Raw genomic sequence first — 14,705 nt, 5'->3', positions numbered from 1 at the left:
GGTAAGTCATGATAGAAGCCGACCGCCTGATCTCCGCTGCCAGTATCAGCGAAGAAGAGGTTATTGACCGCGCTATTCGCCCGAAGATGCTGACCGAGTATGTCGGTCAGCCGCAGGTGCGTGAGCAGATGGAGATTTTCATCAAGGCAGCGCAACTGCGCGGCGATGCGCTCGATCATCTGCTGATCTTCGGTCCGCCGGGACTGGGTAAAACCACCCTGGCGAACATCGTGGCCAACGAGATGGGCGTTAATCTTCGCACTACTTCAGGTCCGGTGCTGGAAAAGGCGGGCGACCTGGCGGCGATGCTGACCAACCTTGAACCGCATGACGTCCTGTTTATCGATGAAATCCATCGCCTCTCACCGGTGGTGGAAGAGATACTCTACCCGGCGATGGAAGATTATCAGCTGGATATCATGATCGGCGAAGGCCCGGCTGCGCGCTCAATCAAGCTCGATCTGCCGCCGTTTACCCTGATTGGCGCCACTACGCGTGCTGGCTCGCTGACCTCGCCGCTGCGCGATCGTTTTGGCATTGTGCAGCGGCTTGAGTTCTACCAGGTTAAAGATTTGCAGCACATCGTAGGCCGCAGCGCCGCCTGTCTGGGTCTGGCGCTGAGTGACGAAGGGGCGTTAGAGATCGCCCGTCGCGCCCGCGGCACACCGCGTATCGCCAACCGCCTGCTGCGCCGCGTTCGTGACTTCGCCGAAGTGCGGGCAAATGGTGACCTGAGCGGTGAAGTCTCCTGCAGCGCGCTGGATATGCTTAACGTAGACAGCGAAGGGTTCGATTATATGGACCGTAAACTGCTGCTGGCGATCATCGACAAATTTATGGGTGGGCCGGTGGGGCTGGATAACCTGGCTGCTGCCATTGGTGAAGAGCGCGAAACCATCGAAGATGTGATTGAACCCTTCCTGATTCAGCAGGGCTTCATTCAGCGCACACCGCGTGGCCGGATGGCCACGCAGCACGCTTATCGTCACTTCGGCATTACGCGTGAAGAGTAACTAGACTGCTGGTTTCCGGACCATGCTGAAAATAAACAGGATGGCGGCGCAGAGCACCACTGACGGCCCGGCAGGGGTGTCGTAGAAGGCGGAGAAGGTCAGGCCGCCGGTGACGGCAATCACCCCGATGACTACGGCGACGGCCGCCATGCCTTCCGGTGAACGCACAAAGCGACGAGCGGTCGCAGCGGGGATAATCAGCAGTGAGGTGATTATCAGCGCACCCACGAACTTCATTGCCACTCCGATAGTCAGTGCCGTGACCAGCATCAGGATCAGACGGGTACGCTGGATATTGACGCCGTCCACCTGTGCCAGTTCCGGGCTGATGGTCATCGACAGCAGCGACCGCCACTGCCACGCCATCACCAGCAGCACGATCACCACGCCGCCACCCATCATCCAGAGGTCGTCTGGCGTCACCGCCAGCAGATCGCCAAACAGATAAGCCATCAGATCGACGCGAACGTTCTTCATCAGGCTGACCACCACCAGGCCCAGCGACAGCGCGCTGTGCGCCATAATCCCCAGCAGGGTATCGATAGCCAGATGTGGACGACGCTCCAGCCAGACCAGTCCCAGCGCCAGGCAGACCGTAACCAGAATCACCGCGTAGTAAGGATTCACGTTAAACAGCAGGCCAAATGCCACGCCCAGCAGAGAGGCATGTGCCAGAGTATCGCCGAAATAGGACATCTTGCGCCAGACAACAAACGATCCCAGCGGACCGGCAGCCAGCGCTAACATCACACCGCCTATCCAGCCCGGTAATAACAACTCAATCATGATGGACCCTGTCCTTTGCGTAAAACGATACGTCCCTGAAGGTCGTGACGGTGATTATGATGATGACGATAAATCGCCAGCTCCTCCGCGCCGCGCGGACCAAACATGGCGATAAATTCCGGATGCTGCGATACCGCTTCCGGGGTGCCGGAACAACAGATGTGATGGTTAAGGCACAGCACTTCGTCGGTTTTGGCCATCACCAGATGCAGATCGTGGGAGACCATCAGTACGCCGCAGTTCAGTTCGACGCGTAACTGATTGATAAGGTCATAGAGTGACACCTGACCATTCACATCCACACCCTGAGTAGGCTCATCGAGTACCAGCAACTGAGGCTGATTCAGCAGGGCGCGCGCCAGCAGCACACGCTGGGTTTCACCACCGGAAAGCTTTTGCAGAGGGGCGTTGAGCAGGTGACCCGCCTGCACGCGTTTCAGTGCTGGCAGGATCTCGGCGTTTTTGCTGCCACGGGTCAGACGCATAAAGCGTTCAACGGTCACTGGCAGGGTCGGGTCGATGTGCAGCTTCTGTGGCACATAGCCAATTCGCAGTCCGGGATCACGCTGAACGGAACCGGTGGTGGGAGCGAGCAGTCCCAGCACCACACGCACCAGCGTTGATTTTCCGGCACCGTTAGGACCCAGCAGGGTGAGGATGCGGCCAGGCTGCAGTGCCAGGCTGACACCGGATAACACATTGCGCTGGTTAAACTTTATCGAAACATTATCGAGTGTGACAAGTGAGGTCATAGTATTTACAGGTTGCACAGAATTTCGAATGTTATAATATCACATTCCACCTCATGGTCACGATGGAATGACGCAATATGTTACATAATAAAAAGGGCGCAATTTTCGCCTTAACTGCTTTCTCCGTTACAGCTTCGTTAACCCTTCCAGCTCAGGCGAATGTCGTGGCTTCACTCAAACCGGTAGGGTTTATCGCTGCGGCCATTGCCGATGGTGTCACACCGGTTGACGTTCTGCTACCGGACGGTGCCTCTGAACACGATTATTCCCTGCGGCCCTCAGATGCAAAACGCTTAAAAAACGCGGACTTAGTCGTATGGGTCGGGCCTGAAATGGAAGCCTTTATGGCGAAGTCTGCGGCTGAACTTCCGGCCCAAAAAAACCTCGCGATGGTGAACATCGACGGGGTAAAACCGTTATTGATTAGCGGTGGTGAAGATGAAGATGAACACACAGCGGAAAAATCCGAAGAACAGGACGCCGATGCCCATCACCATCATCACGGCGAGTTTAATATGCACCTGTGGTTGTCGCCAGAGATTGCGCGCAAGACCGCGGTTGCAATCCATGGAAAATTATTGGAACTTATGCCGCAAGATAAAGCCAAACTTGACGCCAACCTCCAGCAGTTTGAGGTAGCTTTGGCGGACACGGACAAACGCGTTAGCGCACAACTCGCTCCGGTCAGAAATAAAGGATATTTCGTTTTTCACGACGCTTACACGTACTTTGAAAAACAATACGGTCTCTCGCCCACCGGGCACTTTACCGTCAATCCTGAAATTCAACCGGGCGCTCAGCGTTTACATCAGATACGAACACAGTTGGTTGAGCAAAAGGCGGTCTGCGTCTTTGCTGAGCCACAATTCAGGCCAGCAGTCATCGATGCTGTCGCCCGCGGAACGCAGGTGCGTAAAGGCACGCTCGATCCCCTGGGAACAGACATCAGCTTAGCCAAAGACAGCTATGTGAAATTCCTCTCACAACTGTCGAGCCAGTATGAAAGCTGCCTGAATGGAGCATGAGGAATAGGTAAAAGTGCAGCAGATAGCCCGCTCTGTCGCCCTCGCATTTAATAATTTGCCGCGCCCCCACCGCGTAATGCTGGGTTCTTTAACTGTAGTCACTCTGGCCGTCGCTGTCTGGCGGCCTTACGTTTATCATCCTTCGGATGATGTGACGCCCATCGTCAAAAACATTGAACTGGATAAGAACACGTTCCGCACGCTGTTGCCGGAAGCCAGTGAGCCTATCGATCAGAGCACACCGGAACCGGAAGAAGAATTGCCTGCGGACGATGTGGACACCGACGTGCCCGAAACGGCCGGTGTTCACGACTACACCGTTTCATCCGGCGATACTCTGAGCAGTGCCCTGAATCAGTATGGCATCGACATCAGTGACATTAATGCGCTGGTGATGAGCGACCGCGATCTGCGTAATCTGCAGGTTGGTCAGCAGCTGAGCTGGACGCTGGATGATGATGGCGGCCTGAAAACCCTGAGCTGGGAAATTTCCCGCCGTGAAACCCGCACCTATGAGCGCACCCCTAAAGGTGGCTTTAAGATGGATGCGGAGATGCAGAAGGGCGAATGGCGCAACAGCGTGATGCAGGGCGAAGTACGCGGCAGTTTTGCCGCCAGCGCCCAGCGTGCCGGGCTGAGCAGTGCCGAAGCCAGCGCCGTAATCAAAGCGCTGCAGTGGCAGATGGACTTCCGTAAGCTGCGTGCAGGTGACCAGTTCAGTGTACTGATGTCACGCGAAATGCTGGATGGCAAGAGTGCGCAGAGTCAGTTGCTGGGTGTGCGCCTGCGCAGCGGGGGTAAAGACTATTACGCTTTCCGCGCCGAAGATGGCAAGTTCTACGATCGCAGCGGCTCCGGTCTGGCGCGCGGCTTTATGCGCTTCCCGACGGTTAAGCAGTATCGTGTCTCCTCTAACTTTAATCCGCGTCGTCTCAACCCGGTTACCGGCCGCATTGCGCCTCATAAAGGCGTCGACTTTGCGCTGCCGATCGGTACGCCGGTGCTGGCAGTGGGTGATGGTGAAATAGTGGTGGCGAAGAACGGCGGTGCCGCGGGTAACTACGTCGCCATTCGTCATGGCCGTCAGTATATGACGCGCTATATGCACATGAAGAAAGTGCTGGTGAAGCCAGGTCAGAAAGTGAAGCGTGGCGACCGTATTGGACTGTCAGGCAACACCGGACGTTCCACCGGGCCGCATCTGCATTTTGAAATCTGGATCAATAATCAGGCGGTCAACCCATTAACGGCGAAACTGCCGCGCATGGAAGGCCTGACGGGTAAAGATCGCAGCGATTACATGGCACAGGTTAAATCCTGGCTGCCTCAGCTGGGGCTGAAGTAAGCGAATTTCGTCAAATCGCGCAAAAACCGACGGGTTTCCCGTCGGTTTTTTGCTATATGGCGCAGGATGATTGCAAATTTTCAGGTCGTCACTATCATTAGCCGGTCATTGCTTGAGGCGAGTGCATGGAAACCCGTAAAAAAAATAACACTGAATTTATTCCCGTTTTTGAACGTTCTTTTCTCAAACCTAAATACTGGGGCAGCTGGCTGGCGATTGGTGGTCTGGCCGCGATGGCGATGCTACCGCCGAAAGTGCGCGATCCGCTGCTGGGTCGGTTAGGTAAATTCGCCGGTAAGCTGGCAAAGGGCGCACGTCGCCGTGCGCTGATTAACCTCTATTACTGTCTGCCGGAACTCAGCGAGGCGCAGCGTGCGACGCTGGTCGATGAGATGTTTGCGACGGCACCGCAGGCGATGGCAATGATGACCGAGCTGGTGCTGCGCGATCCGGCACGTATCCGTGAACGTGTAGAGTGGCATGGTCGTGAAATTATCGACCAGATGAAAGCGGAGCAGCAGAATGTGATTTTCCTGGTGCCGCACGGCTGGGCGGTGGATATCCCCGCCATGCTGCTGGCGTCAGAAGGTCAAAAGATGGCGGCGATGTTCCATAACCAGAGCGATCCGCTGATGGACTATGCGTGGAACACCGCACGCCGCGGTTATGGCGGACGACTCCATGCGCGCAACGACGGAATCAAACCTTTTATCAGTTCAATCCGCCAGGGCTACTGGGGCTACTACCTGCCCGATCAGGATCATGGCCCGGAGCACAGCGAGTTCGTCGATTTCTTTGCCACCTATAAAGCGACGCTGCCTGCGGTAGGGCGACTGATGAAAGTCTGCCGCGCGCGCGTGGTGCCGCTGTTTCCGGTTTATAACAGCGAAACGCACAAGCTTGAGATTTATGTGCGTCCGCCGATGGACGATCTGCTGGAAGCTGACGATCACCAGCTGGCTCGCCGGATGAATGAAGAAGTGGAAGTGTTTGTCCGCCCGCATCCCGAGCAGTACACCTGGATCCTCAAGCTGCTGAAGACCCGCAAAGAGGGTGACATCGAGCCCTATTCGCGCAAAGATCTCTATCCGCGCAAATAGCAAAAAGGCCGCGAAAGCGGCCTTTTCTTATCTCCTAATCACTGGCTACAGGTGTGTGCTCCCTTGCTTTGAGCTTCTGAGCTGCCTGCTCAGGACACACCTGTGGCTGGGCTGCCTTTTTATAACGCCTCCAGCCTGCTGCGACGTTTACGCTCGCGCATAAACAGGATCACCAGGCCAAACCAGAGCACGCCGCTGATAAAGTTGACCAGGCAGAACCACAGCGTGCCGCCGCTGAAGTAGCCGCTTTTCGCCAGCTCAATTCCTACCGCCAGCGTCATAATACTGATCATTCCCAGCATCGCTGCCACGCTGCCTTTGCCTTCGTTGCTGGCGTAGAGCGTCAGGCGATACAGTCCGGCATTGACCATGCCAGCACCAAAGGCGTAGAGACTCAGGCCAGCGGTTATCAGCAGATAACCGTGGCTGTTCATCAGGCTCGCCACCAGCGCCAGGCTCAGACCAATCAGAATCGGCCAGGCGGCGAACTTCACCGGCTGTTCAATCGGCACGCGTCCCGCCAGCTTACTCAGCGTCAGGTTACCGGCGATCATCGCCAGAAACACCGGCAGCTGCAGCAGGGCGTACTGCATGCGTGACAGACCTTCGTCGTGCATCAGGATCACCGGCGAAAGAGCAACCCAGGTGAGGATCGGGATAAACACCAGCCCGATAGCGAAGGAACCAAACATCACCAGCCGGTCTTTCATCAGCCGGCCATAGTTGCGTGCAAGATTGGGCAGGGCGATGGAATGACTGCGGTCACCTGCGGTTTCGGGCATCACACGCCACAGCACCACAAAGGCGACCAGGCTGCAGGCGGCAAACAGCCAGAACATGCTGCGCCAGCTGCCAATGGTGAGCCAGGCTGCACCAGCAAGCGGACCCGCCAGCGGAGCCAGCAGCGCCACGTTGGCCATCAGCGCCATCATGCGCACCGCCAGCGCCTCATCGAAGGCTTCCTGAATTGCGGCATAGCCGACCGCGCCGATAAAGCAGAGGCTGATGCCCTGAATAAAGCGCAGGCTGACAAATTCCTCAATCGAGCTGACCCAGTGCATCAGCATGCAGGCGACGGCAAAAAACAGGATGCCGAAGAGCATCACCGGTCGCCGGCCAAACTTATCAGAGAGAGGACCCAGCAGCCATTGCAGCACCACGCCGCCAATCAGGTAAGCGGTCAGGGAGGTGGAGACCCATTCAGGGCCGACGGAAAATTCACTGGTGACGATCAGCATGCCAGGCTGGATCATGTCATGAGCAATATAGGTGGCAAACTCGAACAGCACTAACGCCAGAGGAAAGAGTAAAATTCGGCCGGTAAGCTGGCTGATGGGGTGGAAACGGGCCATCTGGCCTCCTTGTCAGAAAAGAAAACGCGACTGCCAGGCAGTCGCGTCGTTTATTCTACACCGACAATGTAAACCCGGGCTCAATTAATCCACGCGCAGCACACGTGTGGTATTGGTGGTGCCGGTGGCGCCCATCACATCGCCCTGCGTCACAATGACCAGATCGCCAGAGACCAGGAAGCCTTTGTCGCGCAGCAGGTTAACCGCATCGTGTGCGGCAGCCACACCGTCGTTATTGCTGTCGAAGAACACCGGCGTTACGCCGCGATAGAGCGCGGTGAGATTCAGTGTGCGTTCATGGCGTGACATGGCAAAAATCGGCAGGCCTGAGGTGATACGTGAGGTCATCAGCGGGGTACGGCCCGACTCGGTCATGGTGATGATCGCGGTGACGCCCTGCAGGTGGTTCGCGGCGTACATGGATGACATAGCAATCGCTTCTTCGACATTGTCGAACTGCACGTCCAGACGATGCTTGGAGACGTTGACGCTCGGGATCTTCTCCGCGCCCAGGCAGACCTTCGCCATCGCTGAGACAGTTTCAGCCGGATACTGACCCGCTGCGGTTTCCGCAGAGAGCATCACGGCATCGGTGCCATCCAGCACGGCGTTCGCCACGTCCATCACTTCTGCGCGGGTCGGCATCGGGTTAGTGATCATCGACTCCATCATCTGGGTCGCGGTAATGATGGTGCGGTTAAGCTGGCGGGCACGACGAATCAATGCTTTCTGAATGCCGACCAGTTCCGGATCGCCAATCTCAACGCCCAGATCGCCACGCGCCACCATCACCACATCAGAGGCCAGAATGATGTCATCCATCGCTTCCTGGCTGGCGACCGCTTCAGCACGTTCCACTTTTGCGACCAGTTTGGCGTCACAACCCGCTTCGCGTGCCAGACGACGTGCCAGATTCATATCTTCACCACAGCGTGGGAAAGAGACGGCCAGATAGTCGACGCGTATTTTGGCGGCGGTGATGATATCCGCTTTATCTTTTTCGGTCAGCGCTTCAGCTGAGAGTCCGCCGCCCAGTTTGTTAATGCCTTTGTTGTTCGACAGCGGGCCACCCACGGTGACTTCGGTGAACACCTTCATATCCTGAACTTCCAGCACTTTCAGCTGCACGCGACCATCATCCAGCAGCAGGATATCGCCCGGCACCACATCTGCAGGCAGGCCTTTGTAGTCGATACCGACGCGCTCTTTATCGCCTTCGCCTTTACCCAGATTGGCATCCAGCAGGAAACGGTCACCGATATTCAGGAAAACTTTGCCTTCTTTGAAGGTTGAAACACGAATTTTTGGACCCTGGAGGTCACCGAGGATGGCCACGTGGCGACCCAGTTTTGCGGCAATCTCACGCACTTTATCGGCACGGATCTGGTGATCTTCTGGCGTGCCGTGAGAGAAGTTGAGTCGTACAACGTTCGCGCCGGCAGCGATGATTTTTTCTAAATTATTATCACGATCGGTGGCCGGGCCGAGAGTTGTAACGATTTTGGTTCTTCTGAGACGTCTTGACATCGAGGACTCCGTAAACATTTAAGCGTGCCCTGGTCTGTGGACACAGCATGGTTATCTATTCTATATGATCGACGGGTTGTGATACGACTCACATTGTAAATGTGATGTTAATTTTTTTGCTGATCATCCTTTTCCCGAATGGTGTGCTTTTCGTAACGCGACGCTTTCAACGCCTCTTTCACGCGTTTCAGGTTTTCCCGGAAGGGCGCACCCCGTTCCAGGGTGAAACCGGTCGCCAACACATCGATCACGGTCAACTGCGCCAGGCGCGATACCATCGGCAAATAGATATCCGTATCTTCCGGTACATCAAGCACTAAAGCTATCGCTGCTTCATGGGCAAGGGGAGAATCGGCAGAGGTGATGGCTATAACGGTGGAACCGTTTACACGGGCCAGGCGAGCCAGTTCTACCATATTTTTTGTGCGTCCAGTATGCGAAATGAGAACAAAAACGTCACCGGCTCGACTATTTATGCAACTCATGCGCTGGATCACAATATCGTCTGACCAGATGACCGGCAGATTAAAGCGCAGAAATTTGGTAAAGGCGTCATGCGCCACCACAGCGGAAGCACCCAGCCCGAAAAAGGCGAGTTTGTCAGCCTGAGTAAGCAAGGTGACGGCCTGCTGCAGATGGGTGCTATCCAGTTGATCCCGTACCCGCTGCAGCCCTGCCAGCGCCGAGTCAAAGATTTTGTGGCTGTAGTTCTCCACACTGTCATCGTCCTCCACGCCCCGGCTGACCCAGTTGCTGCTTTTTACCAGGCTCTGCGCCAGTTGCAGCTTAAAGTCGGGAAAGCCGCGCGCGCCCAGTCGATGACAGAAGCGATTCACCGTGGGTTCACTGACGCAGGCTTCGCGCGCCAGGGTGGCGATGCTGGAGTGCATCGCCGCCTGAGGCGCAGCCAGAATCTGCCGGGCGACTTTCTGTTCCGCATTGCTGAGCGCGGCAAACTGCGCGTCAATTTTTTCCAGCATATTCATAAGCCGATGACCATAATCACTTTTACCAATTTCAATTATCCCTGTCGTCAGAGTCGATTAACAGAGACTATATCGTGTCAGCACCTGCCAGGCGCAACGGCGGACAAGTCGATTGCCCTTTTTTTTGGGATACTTTGACCGGTGCCTGATTTTCCTGACACCAACAGACACAGAAAAAACCGGCAATCCGCACGTGTCATCACACGCGCTTAGCACATCCGGTACAGAGTTAATGCGGTTAACCCGGCGAGTCGGTTTACCTGGCGCGGGGAAAAAAGTACATTGTGGTCAAAGAAAATAATAACCTGGACCCGGTGGCAGAGGATGCATCACCACCGGACTATCCTGCAACGAGGAGAGGAAAATGGCGGTAACACAAACAGCCCAGGCATGCGATCTGGTGATTTTCGGTGCCAAAGGCGATCTTGCACGCCGTAAACTGTTGCCTTCACTGTACCAGTTAGAGAAAGCGGGGCAGATCCACGAGGAAACCCGCATTATTGGTGTCGGCCGTGCCGAGTGGGATAAAGCGGAATACACCAAAGTGGTACGTGAAGCGCTGGAAACCTTCATGAAGGAGAAGATTGACGAAGCGCTGTGGGACAAACTCAGCAATCGTCTCGACTTCTGCAACCTCGATGTCAACGACACCACGCACTTCCCGAAACTGGGCAAGATGCTGGACCAGAAAAATCGCACCACCATCAACTACTTCGCCATGCCACCCAGCACCTTTGGCGCCATCTGTCAGGGTCTGGGCACCGCGAAGCTGAATGCTAAACCGGCGCGCGTAGTGATGGAGAAGCCGCTGGGCACCTCACTGGAAACCTCGCAGGAGATCAACGACAGCGTTGGTGAGTACTTTGATGAGAGCCAGGTATTCCGTATTGACCACTATCTCGGCAAAGAGACGGTGCTTAACCTGCTGGCGCTGCGCTTTGCCAACTCTATCTTCGTGAATAACTGGGATAACCGCACCATCGACCACGTCCAGATTACCGTGGCCGAAGAAGTGGGTATCGAAGGCCGCTGGGGTTACTTCGATAAAGCGGGCCAGATGCGCGACATGATCCAGAACCACCTGCTGCAGATTCTGACCATGATCGCCATGTCACCGCCGTCCGACCTCAGCGCCGACAGCATCCGTGACGAAAAAGTTAAAGTGCTGCGCTCGCTGCGCCGCATCGATCAGACCAACGTGCGTGAGAAAACCGTTCGCGGCCAGTACACCGCTGGCTTTGTGCAGGGCAAAAAAGTGCCTGGCTACCTGGAAGAAGAGGGTGCCAATAAGTCGAGCGCCACAGAGACCTTCGTGGCAATTCGTGTCGATATCGACAACTGGCGCTGGGCGGGCGTGCCGTTCTACCTGCGCACCGGTAAGCGTTTGCCGACCAAGTGTTCAGAAGTCGTGGTCTACTTCAAAAACCCGGAGATGAACCTGTTTAAAGACTCCTACTCAGAGTTGCCGCAGAACAAGCTGACGATTCGTCTGCAGCCGGACGAAGGGGTGGATATCGAGATCCTGAATAAAGTGCCGGGCCTCGATCACAAGCACAAACTGCAGACCACCAAGCTGGATCTGAGCTACTCCGAGACCTTTAACCAGTCGCACCTTGCCGATGCTTACGAGCGTCTGCTGCTGGAGAGCATGCGCGGTATCCAGGCGCTGTTTGTGCGCCGCGATGAAGTTGAAGCCGCGTGGACCTATGTCGATTCCATTATCGACGCCTGGGCTGCGGACGGCGACTCTTCCAAGCCGTATCAGGCGGGCACCTGGGGCCCGGTGGCCTCAGTGGCGATGATTACCCGCGATGGCCGTTCGTGGAACGAATTCGAATAACGGAAGTGATGATGAAGCCCGCAACGCGGGCTTTTTTTTCGCCCTTAAACCGGGCCAGTCAACACGAATAAAATTGAACTGCCGTTTCAAAATGGTCGCAGGATGATAGACGCTCAGGAAGTTGATCATGTATGGTAGTGACGCAATTTACAGGGCAGGAGCCGATGCTCCATGACCGGGTCGCAATCCCGGTGTTATCAAGCAAGGGGAACTGATGAAAAACTGGAAAACGAGTGCAGAACAGATTCTGACCACCGGACCTGTGGTGCCGGTCATCGTTGTGAACAAACTGGAACACGCCGTGCCGATGGCAAAAGCGCTGGTGGCAGGCGGTGTCAGAGTGCTGGAAGTGACGCTGCGCACGCCAGTGGCGATGGATGCCTTACGTGCGATGATTAAAGAAGTGCCGGATGCGATCGTTGGTGCGGGAACGGTGATTAATCCGCAGCAGTTACAGGAAGTGACCGATGCCGGTGCGCAGTTTGTGATCAGTCCTGGCGTCACCGAGTCGCTGCTGAAAGCGGCCGTTGAAGGGCCGGTGCCATTGATTCCCGGCATCAGCACCGTTTCTGAGCTAATGACCGGTATGGACTACGGTCTGCGCGAGTTCAAGTTTTTCCCGGCAGAAGCGAACGGCGGCGTTAAAGCGCTGCAGGCGATTGGCGGACCCTTCCCGCAGGTGCGATTCTGCCCGACCGGCGGCATCTCTCCGGCGAACTACCGTGACTATCTGGCGCTGAAAAGCGTGCTGTGCATCGGCGGCTCCTGGCTGGTGCCCAACGACGCGCTGGAAGCGGGCGACTGGGATCGCATCACCCGCCTGGCACGCGAAGCTGTCGAAGGCGCGAAGTAAGTTATGGCGGTGAGCGTCTGCTCACCGCACACGTTTACCCCTGAACCGTGACTGCTGCTGCGCTGGCAACGGCACGCGCAATCGCCTGATCGGTGCTGTCACCGCTGGCGAGCGCCACGCCCAGACGACGCTGACCGCTGATTTCCGGCTTGCCGAACAGGCGCAGTTGCAGACCGGCACCCAGCGCCGCTTCGACATTCACAAACTGCACATTCTGGCTGGTCAGTTGCGGCAGAATAACGGCGGACGCTGACGGACCGTACTGGCGAATCGCGCCAATCGGCAGACCGAGAAACGCCCGCACATGCAGCGCAAACTCTGACAGATCCTGCGAAATCAGCGTCACCATGCCGGTGTCGTGTGGACGCGGCGAAACTTCGCTGAATACCACCTCATCACCGCAGACAAACAGCTCAACGCCAAACAAGCCATAGCCACCCAGCGCCTTAACCACCTGCGCGGCAACATCCTGCGCCCGCTGCAGCGCCACATCACTCATCTGCTGCGGCTGCCAGGATTCACGGTAATCGCCATCCTCCTGACGGTGACCAATCGGCGCACAGAAATGAATGCCATCGACTGCACTGATGGTGAGCAGGGTGATCTCGAAATCGAAGTCGACAACCCCTTCGACAATGACGCGTCCGGCACCCGCGCGGCCACCCTGTTGCGCATAGTCCCAGGCGTTATCGAGCTGGCTGGCGTTGCGGATAAAGCTCTGACCTTTGCCGGATGAACTCATCACCGGCTTCACAATGCAGGGAAAGCCGATTTCGGTAGCCGCTTCATCAAAGCGCGCCTTGCTGTCGGCAAAGCGATAGCGGGAGGTCGGCAGAGAGAGCTCTTCAGCCGCCAGCCGACGAATGCCTTCGCGGTTCATGGTCAGCCGGGCGGCACGGGCAGTCGGCACCACGCGCTGGCCTTGCTGCTCCAGTTCAACCAGCGTCTCCGTGGCGATAGCTTCGATTTCCGGTACGACAAAATCAGGCTTCTCTTCAGCGATTAGCGCAGCCAGCGCCGCGCCATCCAGCATGTTAATCACATGGCTGCGATGGGCGACGTGCATCGCCGGGGCATCGGCGTAACGATCAACCGCGATCACTTCCACACCCAGACGCTGACACTCCAGCGCCACCTCTTTACCCAGTTCACCTGAACCCAATAGCATCACACGCGTTGCTGCCGGACGCAGCGCTGTTCCGAGAGTCGTCATTTCTTCACCTAAGCAGTCAAAATTCGCGCGCAAGTATAAACGAAAACGTTTGCGTTCTCATCTTTCGTCCATCTGGCACGACCTTTTGCCTTACTTTTCCCGCTCTGACGTTTCCTGACATCCTTTTCGTCAGGATAGCGGACTGACATCTTAAAAGGAGTGGATGATGAATAACTGGTTGCAACAAATTCAGTCGGTACTGACGAAGAAGGGCGGTGAGGGCAAATCGGGCGGCGGCTTAAGCGACATGCTGGCGCCGGGTGCGCTGGGCGGCCTGGCCGGTATGCTGATTGCCAGTAAATCGTCGCGAAAACTGCTGACAAAATATGGCGGCAAGGCGCTGATTATCGGTGGCGGTGCGGCTGCGGGCGCGGTGTTATGGAACAAATACAAGCAGCGGGTCAGCGAAGCGCACCAGAATGAACCTGACTTTGGCGTGGCGCAGACGCCGGTTAACCTGCGGGCCGAACGTCTGGTGACGGCGCTGGTGTTTGCCGCCAAAAGCGACGGGCACATTGACGATCAGGAACGGGCAGCCATTGAGCAGAATATTCATCAGTCCGGTTACGGTCAGGAAGCGGAACAGCTGATCCAGAAAGCGATGAACCGCCCGCTGGATCCGCAGTGGCTGGCCGCCGATGTGAAAAACGAGGAGGAGGCGCTGGAACTCTACTTCCTGAGCTGTGCCGCCATCGACGTTGATCACTTCATGGAGCGCAGTTATCTCTCCGCGCTGGGCGACGCGCTGAAAATCCCCCAGGATGTTCGCGACGGTATCCAGCAGGATCTTGAGGCTGAGAAAGCCCGTTTACCCGCCAGTTAATCCCTCTGATATTCCGCTGGCGGGTCACAGGATGTGATCCGCCAGCGGCTGCTTCTCAACCTATACCTGGCTTCCCGCTGCTGAAGTGTT

General features: G+C 56.4%; 13 protein-coding genes. 7 read left to right on the top strand and 6 right to left on the bottom strand.

Features of this window, described 5'->3' with window-relative positions; translation table 11 throughout:
• Positions 1-8 precede the first annotated feature (8 nt).
• Entirely contained in the window at positions 9-1,013 is a 1,005-nt protein-coding gene (ruvB, locus tag GVJ63_RS05010; RefSeq protein ID WP_010258640.1) for a Holliday junction branch migration DNA helicase RuvB, read from the top strand.
• Here ruvB and znuB read toward each other — a convergent pair whose 3' ends face one another.
• Both znuB and znuC read right to left on the bottom strand, forming a co-directional pair.
• Positions 1,014-1,799, bottom strand: coding sequence for a zinc ABC transporter permease subunit ZnuB (znuB, locus tag GVJ63_RS05005; protein WP_010258643.1), 786 nt, complete (start codon positions 1,797-1,799; stop codon positions 1,014-1,016).
• Complete coding sequence (znuC, locus tag GVJ63_RS05000) at positions 1,796-2,551, bottom strand: zinc ABC transporter ATP-binding protein ZnuC (RefSeq protein WP_010258646.1); 756 nt, start codon at positions 2,549-2,551, stop codon at positions 1,796-1,798. The genes znuB and znuC overlap by 4 nt, the downstream gene beginning before the upstream one ends.
• A gap of 77 nt (positions 2,552-2,628) precedes the next feature.
• On the opposite strand from znuC, the gene znuA reads away from it, so the two are divergent.
• From znuA to lpxM, 3 genes are all read left to right on the top strand, one after another.
• The gene (znuA, locus tag GVJ63_RS04995) at positions 2,629-3,576 is read left to right on the top strand and encodes a zinc ABC transporter substrate-binding protein ZnuA (protein ID WP_010670802.1); all 948 of its coding nucleotides are present in this window, start codon (positions 2,629-2,631) and stop codon (positions 3,574-3,576) included.
• A gap of 13 nt (positions 3,577-3,589) precedes the next feature.
• On the top strand, positions 3,590-4,921 hold the full coding sequence (gene mepM / locus GVJ63_RS04990; RefSeq protein WP_010258653.1) for a murein DD-endopeptidase MepM: 1,332 nt from the start codon (positions 3,590-3,592) through the stop codon (positions 4,919-4,921).
• Between the two features lie 125 nt (positions 4,922-5,046).
• Positions 5,047-6,021 carry a lauroyl-Kdo(2)-lipid IV(A) myristoyltransferase gene (gene lpxM, locus GVJ63_RS04985; protein WP_045139891.1) on the top strand — a complete coding sequence of 325 codons (975 nt, stop codon included), beginning with the start codon at positions 5,047-5,049 and terminating at the stop codon, positions 6,019-6,021.
• 119 nt (positions 6,022-6,140) lie between these two features.
• On the opposite strand, the gene GVJ63_RS04980 is transcribed toward lpxM, so the two are convergent.
• The 3 genes from GVJ63_RS04980 to GVJ63_RS04970 form a co-directional block, all read right to left on the bottom strand.
• The gene (locus GVJ63_RS04980) at positions 6,141-7,373 is read right to left on the bottom strand and encodes an MFS transporter (protein WP_022625519.1); all 1,233 of its coding nucleotides are present in this window, start codon (positions 7,371-7,373) and stop codon (positions 6,141-6,143) included.
• Positions 7,374-7,457: 84 nt separating this feature from the next.
• A complete protein-coding gene (gene pyk, locus GVJ63_RS04975; RefSeq protein WP_033757915.1) occupies positions 7,458-8,900 on the bottom strand; it encodes a pyruvate kinase in 1,443 nt (480 codons plus the stop codon).
• 107 nt (positions 8,901-9,007) lie between these two features.
• Positions 9,008-9,886 (bottom strand): MurR/RpiR family transcriptional regulator, encoded by an 879-nt coding sequence (locus tag GVJ63_RS04970; RefSeq protein WP_200843104.1) that lies wholly within the window; start codon positions 9,884-9,886, stop codon positions 9,008-9,010.
• Between the two features lie 364 nt (positions 9,887-10,250).
• Between GVJ63_RS04970 and zwf the strand changes: the two genes are divergently transcribed.
• Positions 10,251-11,726, top strand: a complete 1,476-nt coding sequence (gene zwf / locus GVJ63_RS04965) for a glucose-6-phosphate dehydrogenase (protein ID WP_010258671.1) — start codon at positions 10,251-10,253, stop codon at positions 11,724-11,726.
• 214 nt (positions 11,727-11,940) lie between these two features.
• On the top strand, positions 11,941-12,579 hold the full coding sequence (locus tag GVJ63_RS04960; protein WP_010258674.1) for a bifunctional 4-hydroxy-2-oxoglutarate aldolase/2-dehydro-3-deoxy-phosphogluconate aldolase: 639 nt from the start codon (positions 11,941-11,943) through the stop codon (positions 12,577-12,579).
• A 34-nt stretch (positions 12,580-12,613) separates the two neighbouring features.
• Here GVJ63_RS04960 and purT read toward each other — a convergent pair whose 3' ends face one another.
• Positions 12,614-13,792, bottom strand: a complete 1,179-nt coding sequence (gene purT, locus GVJ63_RS04955; protein WP_158131629.1) for a formate-dependent phosphoribosylglycinamide formyltransferase — start codon at positions 13,790-13,792, stop codon at positions 12,614-12,616.
• 166 nt (positions 13,793-13,958) lie between these two features.
• Between purT and GVJ63_RS04950 the strand changes: the two genes are divergently transcribed.
• A complete protein-coding gene (locus GVJ63_RS04950; RefSeq protein WP_010258682.1) occupies positions 13,959-14,615 on the top strand; it encodes a tellurite resistance TerB family protein in 657 nt (218 codons plus the stop codon).
• The last annotated feature ends 90 nt before the right edge of the window (positions 14,616-14,705 follow it).

It is taken from the genome of Pantoea sp. 18059 (assembly GCF_902706165.1).
GTDB lineage: Bacteria > Pseudomonadota > Gammaproteobacteria > Enterobacterales > Enterobacteriaceae > Pantoea > Pantoea agglomerans.
This window is presented reverse-complemented; position numbering and strand designations above follow the sequence as displayed.